At 66.4% G+C, this 16,708-nt stretch carries 7 protein-coding genes; 3 read left to right on the top strand and 4 right to left on the bottom strand.

Features of this window, described 5'->3' with window-relative positions:
* Positions 1–3: 3 nt before the first annotated feature.
* Both pbpC and LVJ94_18790 read right to left on the bottom strand, forming a co-directional pair.
* A complete protein-coding gene (gene pbpC / locus LVJ94_18795) occupies positions 4–2,277 on the bottom strand; it encodes a penicillin-binding protein 1C (GenBank protein ID WXB09271.1) in 2,274 nt (757 codons plus the stop codon).
* Positions 2,274–8,153: an Ig-like domain-containing protein gene (locus LVJ94_18790; GenBank protein WXB09270.1), complete on the bottom strand. Its 5,880-nt coding sequence runs from the start codon at positions 8,151–8,153 to the stop codon at positions 2,274–2,276. Before LVJ94_18790 ends, pbpC begins: the two co-directional genes overlap by 4 nt.
* A 238-nt stretch (positions 8,154–8,391) precedes the next feature.
* Between LVJ94_18790 and typA the strand changes: the two genes are divergently transcribed.
* A complete protein-coding gene (gene typA, locus LVJ94_18785) occupies positions 8,392–10,254 on the top strand; it encodes a translational GTPase TypA (GenBank protein WXB09269.1) in 1,863 nt (620 codons plus the stop codon).
* A 6-nt stretch (positions 10,255–10,260) separates the two neighbouring features.
* Here the strand turns inward: typA and LVJ94_18780 are convergent, their stop codons facing one another.
* Both LVJ94_18780 and LVJ94_18775 read right to left on the bottom strand, forming a co-directional pair.
* Positions 10,261–11,520: a DUF418 domain-containing protein gene (locus LVJ94_18780; protein WXB09268.1), complete on the bottom strand. Its 1,260-nt coding sequence runs from the start codon at positions 11,518–11,520 to the stop codon at positions 10,261–10,263.
* 3 nt (positions 11,521–11,523) lie between these two features.
* Entirely contained in the window at positions 11,524–12,795 is a 1,272-nt protein-coding gene (locus tag LVJ94_18775) for a DUF418 domain-containing protein (GenBank protein WXB09267.1), read from the bottom strand.
* Between the two features lie 528 nt (positions 12,796–13,323).
* Here LVJ94_18775 and LVJ94_18770 point away from each other — a divergent pair.
* Both LVJ94_18770 and LVJ94_18765 read left to right on the top strand, forming a co-directional pair.
* On the top strand, positions 13,324–16,347 hold the full coding sequence (locus tag LVJ94_18770; protein ID WXB09266.1) for a serine/threonine protein kinase: 3,024 nt from the start codon (positions 13,324–13,326) through the stop codon (positions 16,345–16,347).
* Positions 16,344–16,568 (top strand): hypothetical protein, encoded by a 225-nt coding sequence (locus tag LVJ94_18765; GenBank protein WXB09265.1) that lies wholly within the window; start codon positions 16,344–16,346, stop codon positions 16,566–16,568. Before LVJ94_18770 ends, LVJ94_18765 begins: the two co-directional genes overlap by 4 nt.
* Positions 16,569–16,708: the final 140 nt, after the last annotated feature.

The following is a 16,708-nucleotide window of genomic DNA, read 5'->3' as shown; positions in this document are numbered from 1 at the left end:
GGTCTAATCCACCTCGACGCGCACCGGGGGGCTCGAGGTGCCGTTGGCCTCCGCGACGAACGTGTGCGTCCCTTGCTCGAGCGGCCAGCGCACGACGAAGGGTGATCCGGTGCGGGCGACGAGCTGGCCGTCGATGCGGAGGGCCGCCTGTTCCACGCCGCGCGGTGCCTCGATGCGAACGGAGATGGACTGCAAGCCGCGCGGCCGCTCGGGATCGATGGCGAAGCGGGCGCCGTCGTGGGGGTACGCGAGGTGCAACTTGCCCTCCCCGCGCGCGCCTTCGCGCCCCGCAGCGTGCGCCCATGCGGTGAAGGCCGCAGGATAACGCTCGACCACGCGCCCCGAAACCGATTCATGCATGGTACATGGATCGAGGGACCGGTCGCGCGGTACGTAGTCGCGGATGGCGTGAGGGCAGGCGGATGTGGGGGCTCCACCGGAGAGCGGGCAGACATCCACCGCGCGAAGCGAGACGGCGTCCGGATCGGGTGCGAGCGAGCCCTTGGGGCGGCCGCGCATGGCTGCGTCCATGACCGAGCGAAAGAGCGGGCCTGCCCCGGTGATGCCGCTGATGCCGCTCATCGCACTGCCATCGAAGTTGCCGGCCCAGACACCGACGGTCACCTCGCGGGTGAAGCCCACCGTCCAATTGTCGCGAAAGCCCTTCGACGTACCGGTTTTGACGGCAACGTCGAACGGCAGATCGAGCACGGAGCGCTCGCCGAAGGACGCGATGCGCGCCCCCTTGTCGCGAAGAATGTCGGTGAGCACCGCGGCCATCTCCACGGGCATCACGCGCGTGCCCTCGCTCGCAGCGGAGGGTGCCCCGCGCACGAAGCGAACCGGCTTCACCACCCCGCCACGCGCGATCGCGGCGTACGCGTTGGTGAGCTCCAGCAAGGTAACCTCACCGTCGCCCAGGGCGAGCGCCGGGCCGTAGTAGTCCGACGCTTGATCGAGCGAGTGAAACCCGAGCGCGTGCAAGCGCTCGAGCAGACGCCCCGCGCCCACCTGCTGGCCGACCCACACCGCGGGGACGTTGTACGAATTGGCCAAGGCCTCGCGCAGGCGCACCGGCCCGTGAAAGCGCTCGTCGTAGTTCTTCGGCGCGTAGACGCCATCGGGCAGCTCGATGTGCATCTCCAGATCGGGCAGCAGCGACACGCTCGTCAGCTCGCGCTCCTCCATGCCGAGGCCGTAGACGAACGGCTTGAGCGTCGAGCCTGGCTGGCGCCGCGCCAGCACGCCGTCGTTCTGGCCTCCGTGCTCGGCGTCGCCGAAACCGTGCGAGCCGACGTAGGCCAGAACCTCGCCGGTGGCGTTGTCGAGCACGAGAACACTCGCCGCCGTCACGTGCTTCTTCTGCAGCGACCCGACGGCCCGCAAGGTTTCCGTCTCCGCCTCGGACTGCAAATCGCGATCGAGGGTGGTCACCACGGGCGAGCCGTCGGAAGGCGGCGGCCCCTCGAATCGACCCGACATGAGCGCTTGCACGAGGTGCGGTGCACCAAAGGTCCCTTTCGCCTTTCGAACGACCAGGGGCTCGTCGCTGGCGCGGCGGTGCTGTTCCTCGGAGATCACGCCGGCGGCCAGCATGCGATCCAGGATGCGGTTGCGCCGGCGCAAGACGCGCACCTCGTCGCGGGTCGGCGCGTAGAGCGAGGGGCCACGCGGAATGGCGGCGAGCGTGGCCGCCTCGGCGAGCGAAAGCGCGCGCGGTGGCTTGTCGAAGTAGTAGCGGCTCGCCGCATCGAGGCCGCGCAGGTTGGGCCCGAAGGGGGCGCGGTTCATGTACTCCTCGAGGATGCGGTCCTTGGGGAGCGCTCGCTCGATGCGCACGGCGAAGGCGGCCTCCGTCACCTTGCCCCAAAGATTGCGCGGGTGCGGGCGCACCAGGCGCGCGAGCTGCATCGTCAACGTGGACGCGCCCGAGACGATGCGGCGCTGCCACACATCCGACGCGAACGCGCGCAGGACGGCCACGGGATCCACACCGGCGTGGACGTAAAAGCGCCGATCCTCGGCCGCGAGCATGCTCATGCGCGCGTACGTGCCCATCTCCTCCAAGGGGATCCAGCGCGCGCGCGACGCGTCGTCGGCGCGCACCTCGCGAAGCAGCCCGCCCTCGCGATCGACGTAGCGCACCGACTGTGAATAGCTGCCTGCGCGATCCCGCAGCTCCGCGGGCTGCCGGGTGAACGCCACCACGATGGCCACAAGCCAGATGGGGGCGACCGGAATCACCAGGAGCCACGCGAATCGCTTCCAGCGGCTCATCGCGCTTTTACCTCGAAGGACGTAGCCCCCGTGCGACCGAACACCTCCGGCTCGTACATGCATTCTGCACGGGTCGGCGGCACCACGAAGCGGCCGAACGTCGTCGCCCGCGCCAGGTAACGGTAGTGCGCGAGACCGGCGGGCATGTGCTCCACGAAGGTGAGCACGCGATCGTCGTGGTATTCGCGGTGGTAGTAGTACGCGCTGCTTGCACGGCTGGCGCGCTCACCATCCCCGTCGTCCGTGTCCACGGCCGGCTCGGGAAGCGTCAACGAGCGCGCCGTCGTCGCCAAATCGCTCTGCACGGGCTCGAGCCCGGCCGGCAGCGGATCGTCGATGACCACGTTCTCGCGTGGATCCGGCGTCACGACGACGAGATCGACCAGCACGAGGGAGCTGGCCGGCACCGCCCTCGTGCTCTCGTTGGGAAGCACCTTGAGCGCCTCGGGGATCTGCGCAGGGTCCACCTTGCGGATCCATTTGCGCACGAAGAAGCCGCGATCGAGCCCTTCGCGCGGGAGCTCGCGCTTGGCGTAGCGCAGGCGCGCCTCGTAAAAGAGCTTGCCCGCGCCCTGCGTTTGGAACGCCAACACCGAGCCCCCTGCCCCGCCCTTGAACAGCTTGTCCGCGGGCAGGTTCATGCTCTTCTCCCGCACCGAACGTCCGTGGAACTCGGCCGAGAAAACCTCGTTGTCGCCGAGGAAGGCGCGCGCGTCGAAGTTCGGCACGGTCGCCTCCTCCTGGCGGCGGTACTCGTCGAGGGCCACCAGCGACCACGCCGTCTCCTGCGTCGTTCGCCAGGTGCCGCCATGGCGCATCCCGAGCAGCCCGCGCGCGAGGCGGGCGGCCAGGGCATTGCCCTTCTCCTTGGCCACCAGCGCGCGCAGCACCATCGCCGTGGTGCGCGCCTCCGAGTCGAGGAGCACCGCGTACGCATCGCCGACGTTGTCCACGACCGTCGCGCCGGTCGTCGTGACGCGCAGATGGTTGTCCAGATCGCGAAGCAACTCGGCGATCGACTTGGACTGTCCCGTCCCCCCCTCCCCGTCCCTCCCCCCAAGGGGGGAGGGTGACGTCTTGGCCACGATCATCGCGTGCGCCAAAAGGGCGCGCGCGAAGAGCGGCAGCTTGGCGCGGCTTTCGTAGAGCAAACTCGTGAGGCCCGGATCGGCCTGCCCGCCCTCCGCGAGGACATCGGCCACGAACGCCGCCTCCGCACCGCGCAGGCCGCCCTTCGACAGATCGCCGTTCACCGTCGCACGCACGCTTCGCGCCGCCTCGGTGAGCACGGCCTCCGGAATGCGGTGGCCGTGCTTTTTCGCCTGCGTGAGACCCCAGAGCGCGTAGGCGGTGATCCAGGTGCTGCCCGCCGGTGAGTCGTTCCAATACCCGAAACTTCCGTCACCCTGTTGGTTGCGCACGATCTTCTGGATGGTCTCGCCCGCAAGGCCGTCCACGTTCTTCGGGAGCGGCAACCCGTAGTCCTGCGCCATCCCGCGCACCGACACCAGCGGCACCAAGCGGCTCACCATCTGCTCGGTGCATCCGTACGGGTACTCGAGAAGCTGCTCCACACCGCCGGCCAGCCCCACCAACGCCGTCGAGGCCAGGCGCACGTCGAGACCGCCCACGTCATCGCGCATCGCGCGCAAGTCGCCCAAGCGCTCGCCCGCCGCGGCCGTCGTCTCACCGGCCAGGGCCACCGACTCCATCGAAAGCGGCACCGAGACATCGCGCGCGATCTCCACCGCGTCGGTCTCGCCGGCCCCCCGCGCCACGAAGGTCCACTTGGCCTTGCCCGCGCGCGAGGCCACCATGGGCCAGCGGACCTCAACGTTGCCATTCGCCGGAAGCGTCACCGTACGCTTCGCCTCGCCCGACAGGGAAAGGCCACCCTCGACCTTGGCCGTCACCTCGACGTTGGTCTGCGGCAGCCCTTTCGAGGACAGCACCACGCCGGCCTCCAGCGAATCCCCCGCGCGGAGGAAGCGCGGAAGCGCAGGCCGGGCCATGAGACGGCGGCTCGAGACGATCTGCGCCTCGCTCCAGCCGAATCGGTCGCTCTCGGAGGCGACCACCGCCATGAGGCGGTACGTGGTGACGCTGTCGGGCAGCTTGAAGCTCACGTGCGCCTTGCCCGCCGCCGCGAGCACTTGGGGCATGAACGCGGCGGTGGCGCGAAAATCCTGACGGAGCTCGCCGCCGCCGCCACCTTCGTCGCCCTTGTCGACCGAGCCATTGCCGGCGGCCGCGAGAAACACCTTGGCCAGCGCATCGCGCGTCTCCAAGGAGAACACCGACAGAGGCCGCGGTGCGGTGAACGTCGGCAGGGGATCCGGCGTCTTGTAGCCCGTCAGCATGAGGACCCCTTCGTCGACGGCGTAGAACGTGACGTCGCTGCGCACCGGCTTTCCCTCGCGATCCGTCACGGAGACGTCCACGTCGACCGAGTCGCCGGGGTGAAATTCGCGGCGCGAAGGCGTAAGGCTCACCTTGAGGCGGCGCGCCTCGGGGTTGATGACCAGTTCGTGGTAGCCGAGACGAAATGCGGGCGCGCCCACGTCGGCACCGCGTTTCGACGTCTTCACGGGCGCGTCTTTGGTGCGGCCGCGCACGAGGTGCACCGAGACGTACGCGTTGGGGCGCATGTCCTCCGTGATGGGGATCTTCAACGTGGGCATGCTCCCCGAGAGCACGCGCCGCTCGCGCCGGTAGACGCCGGCGCGTTCCACGGTGATGAGGGCCTCCGCCTCACGGAACGGATTTTTCACGAGCAACGTCGCGGTGTCGCCCACCTCGTACGACTTTTTGTCGGCCACGATCTCGAGCTTCGACGTGTCGCCCATGGACCAGCCCACGTCGACCGCATCGCCGTCACCGGCGGTGAGAACGTAGACCGCGGTGCTGGTGCGCACGGGGTTCTTGCGCTCGTCGACGGCGAACGCATGCACGATGTAGTAGCCCGCCTCGGTGAGCGGCACGTTGCAGGACGAAAGGCCCTGCGCCACCGCATTGGCCGCGCACGTGGCCACGACCTTGTCGACGGCGCGGCTGTCGTAGTGCATGCCCATCTCGCCCGACTCGGCGGCCACGGAATGCCAGGTGCGCTTCACCAACTCGACGGTGATGGGCACGCCGGCGCGGCGACGGCCGGACGGCTCGATGGCCGCGAGCTCCACCTTGAGCGAGCTTCCCTTGGCCTGGAACATCGCACTCGGTGGCTTCATGGCCACGTAGAACTGCCCCGGATGCACCAAGGTGCTCGCGCGGCCCGCGATCGTCTGCCGGCTCACGTCCTCGATTTCGGCTTCGAAGGTCACCAGCTCCGTGCCGCTTTGGTTCGGCATGGCGAGCGATGCCGATGCCGCGAGATCGCCGCGCGACCCCAGTTTTCCCGTGGCCTGCGCGATCTCACTGGCACGCGGGTTCGCCTCCAGGCGATCACGCTCGTAGGGGCCATCGTCGTAGACCAGCCCATCGGCCCCCGGCAGCAGGAACGACGCAGGACCGCGTGTGACCGTGTAGCGAACGTCACCCGCGCTCATGGGTGCGCCGAACAGGTAGTCCCCACGCATCACGAAGCCCGCGGTCTCGCCGCGGACGTACTCCGCCTTGCCCGGCTCGACGGACACCTTGAACTCGGCGGGCCGGTACGCCGACACCTGCACCACCGCGCTCGCCGTGCCCTCGCGGAACGAGTCGCGGGTCGCCGCCGTGGCCGGTGCATCCAGCTCGGCGCGCAGCTGCAGCGACCCGAGGTGCGTGGTCGGTGGAATGGGCACGTCGACGGCAAAGTCGCCGAAGCTCCCCAGCTTCGCGCGGTGCTCGAAGACTTTCTCGTCGTTCACGTCGAAGGCCAGCAAGGTCACCTCGCGTCCGACCGGCGTATCCGTACCCCGCGCCGTCGGTACGCGGAAAAGGCCCTTGGCGCGCACCGTTTCGCCGGCCTTGTAGATACCGCGGTCCGTGAAGAGCATGCCCATCGGCACCAAGGTGCCCGAGGGATCGCTCGACGGCTGGTAGCGCCACGTATCGAGCATGTCGGCCACGCGGCGGTAGGACCAGTCGTCCCCAAGCCGGGCGATCACGATGGCGCCTTCGTCGATGCGCCCCTCGGCGAGCACCGGCGAGTAGCGCTCCTTCGGGATCACCGCCACGCCGCCCGCGTCCGTCTTCGTGGCAAAGATCTCCGCGCCATCGCGCCCGCGCACCGAGACGACCGCTCCGGGGACGGCCTTGCCATCCGAGAGGTGCGTCACCCAGGCCAGGCTGCCAAAGCGGCTCATTTTCGCCGTGATGGCCAAGTCCGTCACCGAAAGCACGTGAATCCGAGCATCGCCCCCGCGCCGCACGGTGGGGGCGCGCACGCTGAACACCACGGGGCCGCGACCCGCCGCCGGAGGTCCGCCGCTTGCGGCGGCCGACTTTCCACGCAGCGTACGCTTGATGACGCCCTCCAGGTCGAGGCGCTTGACCCACTGGATGTTCGACGCGGCGGTCGCACGCACCGACTCCACCTTGCCGCTGGGGATCTGCTGCTTGGCCCGCTCGAAGGCGTCACGCTCGCGCGCCGGCGTTTCCGACGTGGCCACGAGGCGCGCCAGCTCCGTTTCGTCCGGGGCGGCGGTGAACAGCTCGTACGAGGGCACGTTCACGGCGCCGATGGGAACGCTCTTGCCTTTGCCGGCTTCGAACACGTCGCCGGAGACGCCCACCTCGACCTCGGGCCATTCGTCGTCGGTCTCGAACGGCAGCACCACGTCCTGCTTCAGGGTCTGCCCGTATTCGTCCTTCATGCCGGCGGTGACCGTGACCTGGTAGCGGCTCGCCGCGCGCAGGCGCGCCCAAAGCGTCTCGCTTTGCGAGCGACTCGTTTCCGCCTCGAGGGCGCGCCACTCGATCTTCGGGGCCGCGCCGCCGCCGATGGCGTCGATGCGCACGTGCGCCTTCCACTCGGTGTACGCGACGCGGTTGTTCAAATCGAGGCGCACCGAGCTGCGGGCCGCGCACTTCTTGTTCGGCGTTTCGCGGTAGCAATCGAGCCCGCGCACGCGCAGCGGCCCGTAAGTGCGCATCGCAATGGCGCGGTCCTCGCCCAGCGGGCGCACGCCCTCGAGCCCGCGCAGGCTCTTGTCCAAGGTGAGCGCAACGGCGGTGTCCAGCGGCAGATTCGCCACCGGCGTCACCTCGAGAAGCGCGGGCGCATCCGCCTTGGGCCGCGTCGCGCGAAGGGCCACGCTCTTTCCCTTGCCGACCTTCAAGGTAAACTTGGCACCGCGCTCCACCTCCTTGGGATCGATGGGCTGGTTGAAGCGAAGCTCGATCTTCGGTTTGGAGGCCAGCCCCTCGAAGCCTTCGCCGGGCAGCGCGCGCACCAGATCGGGGCGCGGGGTCGAAAAGGCAAAGGTGTACGCCTTCGCCAGCACCGAGCCGTCGAGGGCACGCGTCCCCGCGGCCACGGTGACCTTGAAGGAGGTCGCCCGCGGCAGAGGCTCCTCGGGCGCGAAGAGCAAGGTGCTCGTGCCCAGCCAGCGCCAGCTTCCCTTCAGCGTGGACCCGGCGGGCCGGCCTTCCACCTCCAGCGCCACGACCCCATCCGCCACGGAGGCGCCCTCGGCCAACTCCAGAGGGCGCATGGGGCGGTTGAACACGACGGTGATCTCGCTCGGGGCCTCCACCTCGCCTTTGGGCCCGGCGAACACCACGCCGAACGCCTTCGGGCTCTTCGCCTCGCCCGCGTCGCCCTCCAGGTCCAAGGTGCGGGCCGGGTTCACCGAAGGGGCCTTGGCCCCGGGAAAGCAGCTCGCCAGCAGCACCAGCAGGACGAGGGCGATCGGTGAAAGGCGGCCCGAGGTCAAGAAACCATTGAATTTCATTGAGGAAGTAACCCCTTGTAGCGGGGCGAACAGCTCCCCCGCGTCTGCCGTCATACGGCAAAATCACAAATGCCGGAGCGGCCCTCATCACTTCCCGAGAAAAGGAGCTGACGCAAAGCTCATCACCTCGCTTGCTGAAAGAGCGGCGGCAGCGTAAAGATGCGCGCCCCCATCGCGTCAAAACACGCTGTCACGCGTCAAACGAGGGCCCCGCTCTCCGCAGGGATTCTTTTCAAAAATGGCACAATCGCTCCGCAACATCGCCATCGTCGCCCACGTCGACCACGGCAAGACCACGCTCGTTGACCATATGCTCCGCCAAGCCGGCACGTTCCGTGAGAACGAAGCCGTGGTGGACAGGGTCATGGACAACAATGACCTCGAACGCGAACGTGGAATCACGATTCTGGCGAAGAACACCAGCGTGCGCTGGAAAGAGCCCGGCGACACGGCGCTGACCAAGATCAACGTCGTCGACACCCCCGGCCACGCCGACTTCGGCGGCGAGGTCGAGCGCACCTTGCTCATGGCCGACGCCGCGATCCTCTTGGTGGACGCCGCCGAGGGCCCGCTGCCGCAGACGCGCTTCGTTCTGCGCAAGTGTCTCTCGCTGGGCTTCCCCATCATCGTGGTCATCAACAAGATCGACCGCTCCGACGCCCGTCCCAACGAGGTGCTGAGCGAGGTCTTCGATCTGTTCTGCGATCTGGACGCCACCGAGGCGCAGCTCGATTTCCCCGTGGTTTACGCCATCGGCAAGCTGGGCATCGCCAAGCGCCACCTGGACGACGAATCGAAGGATCTCTCGCCGCTCTTCTCGCTCATTCTGCAGAAGGTTCCGCCTGCACCGGGCGACTCCGAGGCGCCGCTGCAGATCCTGGTGAACAACCTGGACCACGACGAGTACACGGGCCGCTTGGCCATCGGGCGCGTGGTCGCAGGTACGGTGAAGGCCAACCAGCCGATTGCGGTGCTCAAAGAGGGCGGCGCCATCAGCAAGGGCAGCATCAAGGTGCTCTCGACGTTCGAAGGCCTCAAGCGCGTCTCCTCCCCCGAGGCCGGCGCCGGTGAGCTCGTGTCGATCGCCGGTCTGGACGACGTCTTTGTCGGTGACACCATCGTCGACGTGTCGCCCGGCTTCGAGCAGCGCGCACTGCCGCGCATTCTGGTCGAGCAGCCCACCATCAAGATGCGCATCGGCGTCAACACGTCGCCGTTCGCGGGCAAGTGCAAGGCTTCCAAGTTCCTTACCAGCCGCCACCTGCGCGAGCGGCTGACCCGCGAGACGCGCCGCAACCTGGCCATCCGCCTCGAAGAGACGGAGTCGCCGGACACGTTCATGGTGCTCGGACGCGGTGAGCTTCAATTGGCCATCTTGGTCGAGACGATGCGCCGCGAAGGTTACGAGATGCAGCTCGGCAACCCCGAGGTCGTGACCCAGGAGATCGACGGCCAGCCCTGCGAGCCGATGGAGCTCGTGGTGATCGACGTGCCGGACAGCTTCATCGGTGTGGTCACCGAACGGCTCGGCGAGCGCCGTGGCCGCATGGTCAAAATGGCCAACCACGGCTACGGACGCGCGCGCCTCGAGTACCGCATCCCCAGCCGCGGCCTCATCGGATTCCGCGGCGAGTTCCTCACCGCGACGCGCGGCACGGGCCTTCTCAACACCGTGTTCGACGGCTGGGAGCCCTGGGGCGGCGCGATGATGAAGCGCAAGTCCGGCGCCATCGTGGCCGACCGCGCAGGCGTCTCCACGCCGTACGCCCTCTTCCACTTGCAACCGCGCGGGACGTTCTTTCTGACCCCGGGTGTCGACGTCTACGAGGGGATGATCATCGGCGAGCACAATCGGCCGAACGACACCGACGTGAACGCCATCAAGGAGAAGAAGCTCTCCAACGTGCGCAACCACGGCAAGGACGAGAACGTGCTTCTCGCCCCGCCGCGCGTGCTCCAAATCGAGACCGCGATGGAATGGATCGACGCAGACGAGCTGGTGGAGGTCACCCCGGACGCGGTGCGCGTGCGCAAGCAGATCCTCAAGGTGAACCTGCGCCCCCGCCGCGCCGACGCCATCGAGGACGCACAGTCGGTGTAGTTGCGATTACGCCTCCGCCCCCCGTCGCATGGGTTGGAGGCGTCCGTACGTGAGGCTGCGCCAGGCCCATTCGAAGGGGCCGAAGCGAAAATGGCGCAGCCAGATCGCGCTCGCGAAACCTTGCAGCGTGTAGAACACGATGCCCATGAGTGCCGCGGGCGCGTTGCCGACCTTTCCAACCAGGCCGAACCCGTAGCTGTAGAACACCGTCGAGAAGACGATGGACTGCGTCAGGTAATTGGTGAACGCCATCCGCCCCAGCGGAGCGAAGACGCCAAGCCGCCGGCGCCAATTCGCGCGGCGTAGAAGCAGGAGCAGTCCCGCCCCGTAGCCGAGGGCGCAGGATAGGATGCATCCGAGAAAGAGCACCCGTCGCCACGGACCACGTGCCTGCGGCGAATGGTAAATCTCGAACTGGATCCACCGAAAGAGCATGTAGCCGATGCCCAAGGCCATACCGGTGAACGCGATCCAGCGCAGCGTGCGAAGGAGCGTCTCGCGCGCCGTCAGCTCGAGGACCTTCGAACGCCAGATGGCCATGCCCACGAGCATGTTCGTCAGCACGCCGGGCACGTTCAGGACGTACGAGAATGGCTCGAAGCGAAGGAGCTCGTACGCACGAAAGCGAAGGATCTCGAGGTAGGTTCCCGTCCCATAGACGCGAAGGGCCTCGGAGTAATGGCCAGGGCCGGGCTCCCGTATCGCGAAGGCCCACACCGCCGGCCAATTCGGGCCCACGACGGCGTACCACCCCCAGCACGCGCAGGCCGCGGTGAGAAGCACCCAGGTGGGAGCGCGCAGGAAGAGCAAGCCGACGAGGCCCGTGAGCGCGTACAGAAAGAGGATATCGCCGTTCCAGATGAGGAACCCGTGTGCGAGGCCGAAGAGCGCCAGAAAGCCCAAGCGCCGGCTCAAGAGCCACGTTGCCCCGGTTCCCCGAGCGTTGGCGCGCTCCCAGAAAATGGCCAGCCCCGTACCGAACAAAATGGAGAAGAGCGTCATCGCTTTCCCCGCGAGGAAGATCATCTGGACCCGCACGACGATCCGCTCGAGCAGCGGGAGATCGAGCGGCGGACCTTTTTGGCCGTAATAGGGTACGCGGAACACTTCGGCGAGGTTCATCAACAGCACGCCGAACAGCGCCATGCCGCGAACGATATCCATGTCGTCGATGCGCGACGCCTTCGCAACCGGGGCCGCACGCGCGCCCTCATCGGCGGCGACGGACGTTGCCTGCATAGGAAGCTCGAGAGGCGATGACTCCATGGTTCAAACCTCCACCGCCGCGCGACGCAACGGCTGCAATTGCCCGTACGTGAGGCTGCGCCATGCCCATTCGAACGGCCCGAAACGAAAATGGCGGAGCCACACGGTGCTGACGATGCCCTGCAAAATGTAGAACGCGATGCCGACGAGCGCCGTGAAGGCCAGCCCGAACTTCCCGAGCAGGCCGAAGCCATACCCATAGAAGACCGTCGTGAAGACGATCGATTGCGTCAGGTAATTCGTAAAGGCCATCCGCCCCAGAGGCGCGAAGATGCCGAGACGCCTGCGCCAAGCCGTATGGCGCAGGAGCAACAACAACACCGCGCCGTAGCCGAGCGCGCACGCGATGTTCATTGCATTCCAATGCAGAGCGATCTGCATGAACGTGCTCGGTGGGGTCCGGGGCGGATGGTAAAGCTCGAAATGGATCCAGCGATAAATGTAGAACGCCGTCCCGTAGAGGATGCCGAGGATCGCCGTCCAGCGCAGCGCCCTCTGGTGCTTGTCGCGCACCTCGAGCCGCAGGACGCCCGACTTCCAGATGGCCACGCCCAGGAGCATCTTCGCGAGCTCGTCGGGCACCAAAAATACGTACCCGGGCATCTCCATGCTCGTGACCTCGTTCGCGCGAAAGCGGACGATATCCCAATAGCTGCTGGTCCCGTAAACGCGGAGAGCCTCCTCGAAGTGCCCGGGAACCTTGCGGTCCGTGAGCTCACGAATCCACGGCCAATAGTGGCCGAACACATGCCACAGGAAGAACACGCCCGCGGCCGCGAACACCACCCACGTACGCCGCCGGATGAACGGAAGTGCGATGAGCCCCGCCAAGGAATACGAGACCAGAATGTCGCCGTTCCAAATGAGGAACGCGTGCACCAGGCCAAACGCGGTCAGAAAGAGGAGGCGCCGGGCGAGAAGCCACATGGCGCCCGGCCCGCGGGCGCTTGCCCGCTCGAGAAAGATGGCCAGCCCCACGCCGAACAAGATGGAGAAGAGGGTCATGGCCCTCCCCGCGACGAAGATGAGCTCGAGGCGAAACACGATGCGCTCGAGAAGCGCCTTGGGCATCTCCCATGGGTTCCCGAAAAATGGGATGCGAAACGCCATGGCCAGGTTCATCGTCAGCACGCCGAACAGGGCGATGCCGCGGACGATGTCCATATCCTCGATGCGCGAGCCCTTCGCCACGGGAGCAGCACGCGTCTCACGCGCCGCAGAGTCTCCGTCACTCGACTCGATCGTCCAATTTTCCGGCACGGGCGTCGTCGTCAATTCTAAGCCTCCGAGATGACGGTGGGGGGATGACGGCTTTGGACCCTTCGCCGGGAGGCGCCGTGAAATTTCACCGCCTCGGGCGAAAAGTTCATCGCGTCGATCGCGAACCGAATCGGACGTACCTAAGCCAATCCGATCAACATGTTGCCTAAGCAACGTGGCGGGTACACAGTCTGGTGATGCCTCCATGCCCAGACCGCTTCGTGGCGCGCAGCTGAACGACGCGGCGCCGGAGGCGCGTTGCGTGGGAGTTCGCAACGTCGCAGCGTGTCGCAATACGCGACATCATCGTTGCAACGTGCAACGCCGCGCCCCCTGCCCGGCCCAGCGTCTGCCGCGAACGGACATCCATGGTTTCCCCGTGCGCGGCACCCGAGCTGCCATGGCGGGATGCAGCGCCAGCACTACGAGGATGTGCCAGGAGAGGAATATTTCATGCGGAGGGAAAACTAGATCCTTGACAGGGTAAAAACGAGCCCCCCATGATGCGAGCTGGCCCAGAATCCTTGCGGGGAAGAAAAGCAAATGCCAGCGCCGTTTACGCGCCAATCCGTTTCCGAACGTGCGTTGGCGCGTGTCGGAACCACCGTCCAGGGAAAGTATCGCATTGACCGGCTGCTAGGAATCGGCGGCACCGCCGCGGTCTATGCAGCGACCCACCGAAATGGCCACCGGGTGGCGATCAAGTTCCTTCTTGATCACCTGCTGGACGATTCGGACATGTATCACCTATTCAGCCGCGAAGCGTACGTCGCCAATCGCGTCGGCCACCCGGGTGCCGTCCAAGTTTTGGACGATGACGAAGATATCGACGGGTGCGTCTTCCTCATCATGCCGCTCATCGAGGGCGAGACACTGCGGGCGCGCTGGGAGCGTTCCAATAAAAAGCTGCCCCTGGCCGAAGTCGGCGTGCTCATTGCAGACCTCCTCGACGTGCTCGCAACCGCACATGCCAAAGGTGTCGTTCATCGCGACATCAAGCCAGAGAACCTGTTCGTCAATACGGCGGCGCAGGTGCGTGTGCTCGACTTTGGAATCGCGCGCCGCGCAGGCACCGAGTCCACGTTGACGATGACGGGGCGCTTCATTGGCACCCCCGCCTTCATGCCGCCCGAGCAAGCCTTGGGCAACCGTGCCGGCATTGGCCCGCACAGCGACTTGTGGGCCGTCGGCGCAACCATGTTCGCCCTGTTGTCGGGCGAAACCGTCCACCTCGCAGAGCACAGCGGCGCGCAACTCGCCGCCGCCGCCACGCAACACGCGCGATCCATCGCCAAGGTCCTGCCAGACCTGCCGCCGTCCATCGTGCAATTCATCGACAAGGCCCTTCAATTCGAAGCCCTCGATCGATGGCCCTCCGCATTGTGCATGCGCGAAGCCTTGTGCCTCGCCCTGGAGGAATCCCTCGGCGAAAAGTGCGACCCCATCGCCTCCCGCGTCCGCGAGCGCATCATCGCCGAATTCACCGCCAAAGCCGCCGCCGAAGCCGCAAGCGGCGACGTGACCGAGCTGGAGCCCGCGCCGGACCTGCGCTCGGGCCCCGCCCGAAGGACGCCACGCGCCGAGACGCCTCGGACGCCGCGTGCGGAAACGCCCCGAGGAGGCCCCTCACCGGACCTGCCGCCCGATTCCGTGGGGGTGACCGCGCTCGAGGGGTCGGATCCACGGGCGCGCGAGGTGGGATCGGGGCGAAGAAACGTCACGAACGGCGCCACGCTCGATACGGGCGACAACGGTTCCGGCCCGCATGCCGCCGACGGCGACGTGCACCCGGTGGTCCATGACACGGGGTCGGGTCGCTCGAACCGAGGCATCGTCTCGCCACGCGTTGAACCGTTGAACGCGGAGGACGCCGTCGTCGGCCGCCGCCGCGGTTGGCTCGTGACGGCTGCGACCTGGGCGGTGCTGATCGGGCTTGCCGGACTGACAGGCGCAGGTGCGATGCGCAAGTGCGGCGGCATCGGCGACGGGACGGGGCTTACGGCGTCGCTCGGAGGTGCCATCGCTTCGACGGACCCAGCCGCCCAGGCGGCACTCGAGGCGGGCCTTCAGCTCTGGAAAAACGCATCGAGCAAGGCCGCTCGAAAGAAATTCGCCGAAGCTGCCCAGCGGGACCCCGGTCTCGCGGCGGCGCATTTGTACTTCGTTGCCGCCTCCGACTGGTTCGACCATGACGCGCGCAGTCACTTCGCGGACGCGCAGCCACTGCGTGGCCGGCTTTCCGCGGCGCAAGTAGGCCTTCTCGATGCGCTCGAACCCTCGATGGCGGAACCTCCGGATTACGATCTCACGGCGCGCCGACTCGACGAGCTCACGAAGCAGTTCCCCAAGGAGTGGACGCTTTGGACCCTCCGAGGCAGCCACGATGTTCACACGAGGAATCCGGATCACCTTTTGACGATCGCAGACCGGATCCCTGGCGCCATCGGCTTCTTGTTTCGCGCCCGTGCCGAATTGCACCGCGGAAATTTGGCCGCCGCGCGAACCGCTTTGGATTCGTGCACTCGTGAAGCACCGTACGGCGCCGTCGATTGCCTCATTTCACGAGCTCGACTCGAAAGCAACGAGGGTGCTTGCGAACAATCAGCGCTCTCCGCGAAAAAGCTCATCACCGTCGATCATGAATCGCCGGACGGTTATACGTCGCTCGCGCGCGCAGAATTCGGGCTGACGCACCGTACGAGCGCTGTGCGCGCGGTGCTGGAGGAGAAGTGGGCGCGCGTCTCGGAAGCTTCCCGCGAATTGGAACGACAACGCGATGAGTTCTTTCTCGCAGTCCTCGACGGCAATTTCCAAGGCGCCTATGTTGCGCTCGACGGATGGGAAAAAGCGGCGTTCAAATCCGTCGATTCCTCGCAACGAGCGCGGCCCTTTCTGACTCGACTAGACCTCGACTTGGAACTTGGCCGCACGGAGGTCGCCCAGCAGGTCGCGCGCAGCTTCATCGAAGCGTCGCCAACTTGGCTGCGACACGACTATTACGACCAAGCGATGGAAACGACTCGAGCAATGTACCGCACGGGGCTGATCGATCACGCAGCGTTCCTTCAGAGGCGCACTGCCGACGAAGCTTCGGAAATCGCCCGCGGGGGTGTGTTCGCGAGCGCTGGGATAAGGTGGCTCGCCCTGTACGTGGAAACCATCGTGACCCCGGAAGATGCGGAGCTCGCCGTCGCCAATCGACCGCAAGGAGCTCCAGTCCTCGACGCGGAATCACGTGAAGTCAATGTCGACGCACAGATCGGGCGGGCTTATTTGCTCGCGGGCCAGGTGGATACCGCCATCGCCGAACTCACTCGCGCAACGAAGACATGCCAATTCTGGAAGTCCATCGATGGCGTCCAAGCGCATGCGTTTTATGGAGACGCCCTCGCCAAGAAGGGGCAAAAGGCAGAAGCCTGCAACGAGTACGCCTTCGTGCTCGAACGGTGGGGCAAGGAACCGCGGAGCCGCTCCGCGAATGCTGCCCGCGAATCTGCAATCCGGCTCGGTTGTCCGGGGGTCTCGAACATTCGACCAGGACATGAAGGAACAGGAGTAATCAAGTGAGCAACCAACCGAAGCACCACACCGACGAACTAACGAGCTCGCCGAGCGAACGAGGCACGCTGGCTGGGAACGGCTCGAGGACACTCAAACTCGTGTCGGTCAAGACCTACGCCACCGATCCAAACCGGGTGAAACAGCTCGTCGTCAACAACGCCGACCGCCGCGAGGAAGGCCCAGAGGACAATGACGAGGGTGAGGAAGACGCCTCCCACGACGAGTGAGAACCCTCGCTCCTCATCGAAGGTCCAATTCTCGTATCGATAGGTTTGCGCACTCTTCTTTTGCGCACTGCTACGTCGTTTGAATTCGACGCAATCCCAAGTGAAGTTTCGGGAGTGCTTCCCACTCCTATATGAACAAT

It is taken from the genome of Sorangiineae bacterium MSr11367 (genome assembly GCA_037157805.1).
Taxonomy (GTDB): Bacteria; Myxococcota_A; Polyangia; order Polyangiales; family Polyangiaceae; genus Pendulispora; species Pendulispora rubella.
This window is presented reverse-complemented; position numbering and strand designations above follow the sequence as displayed.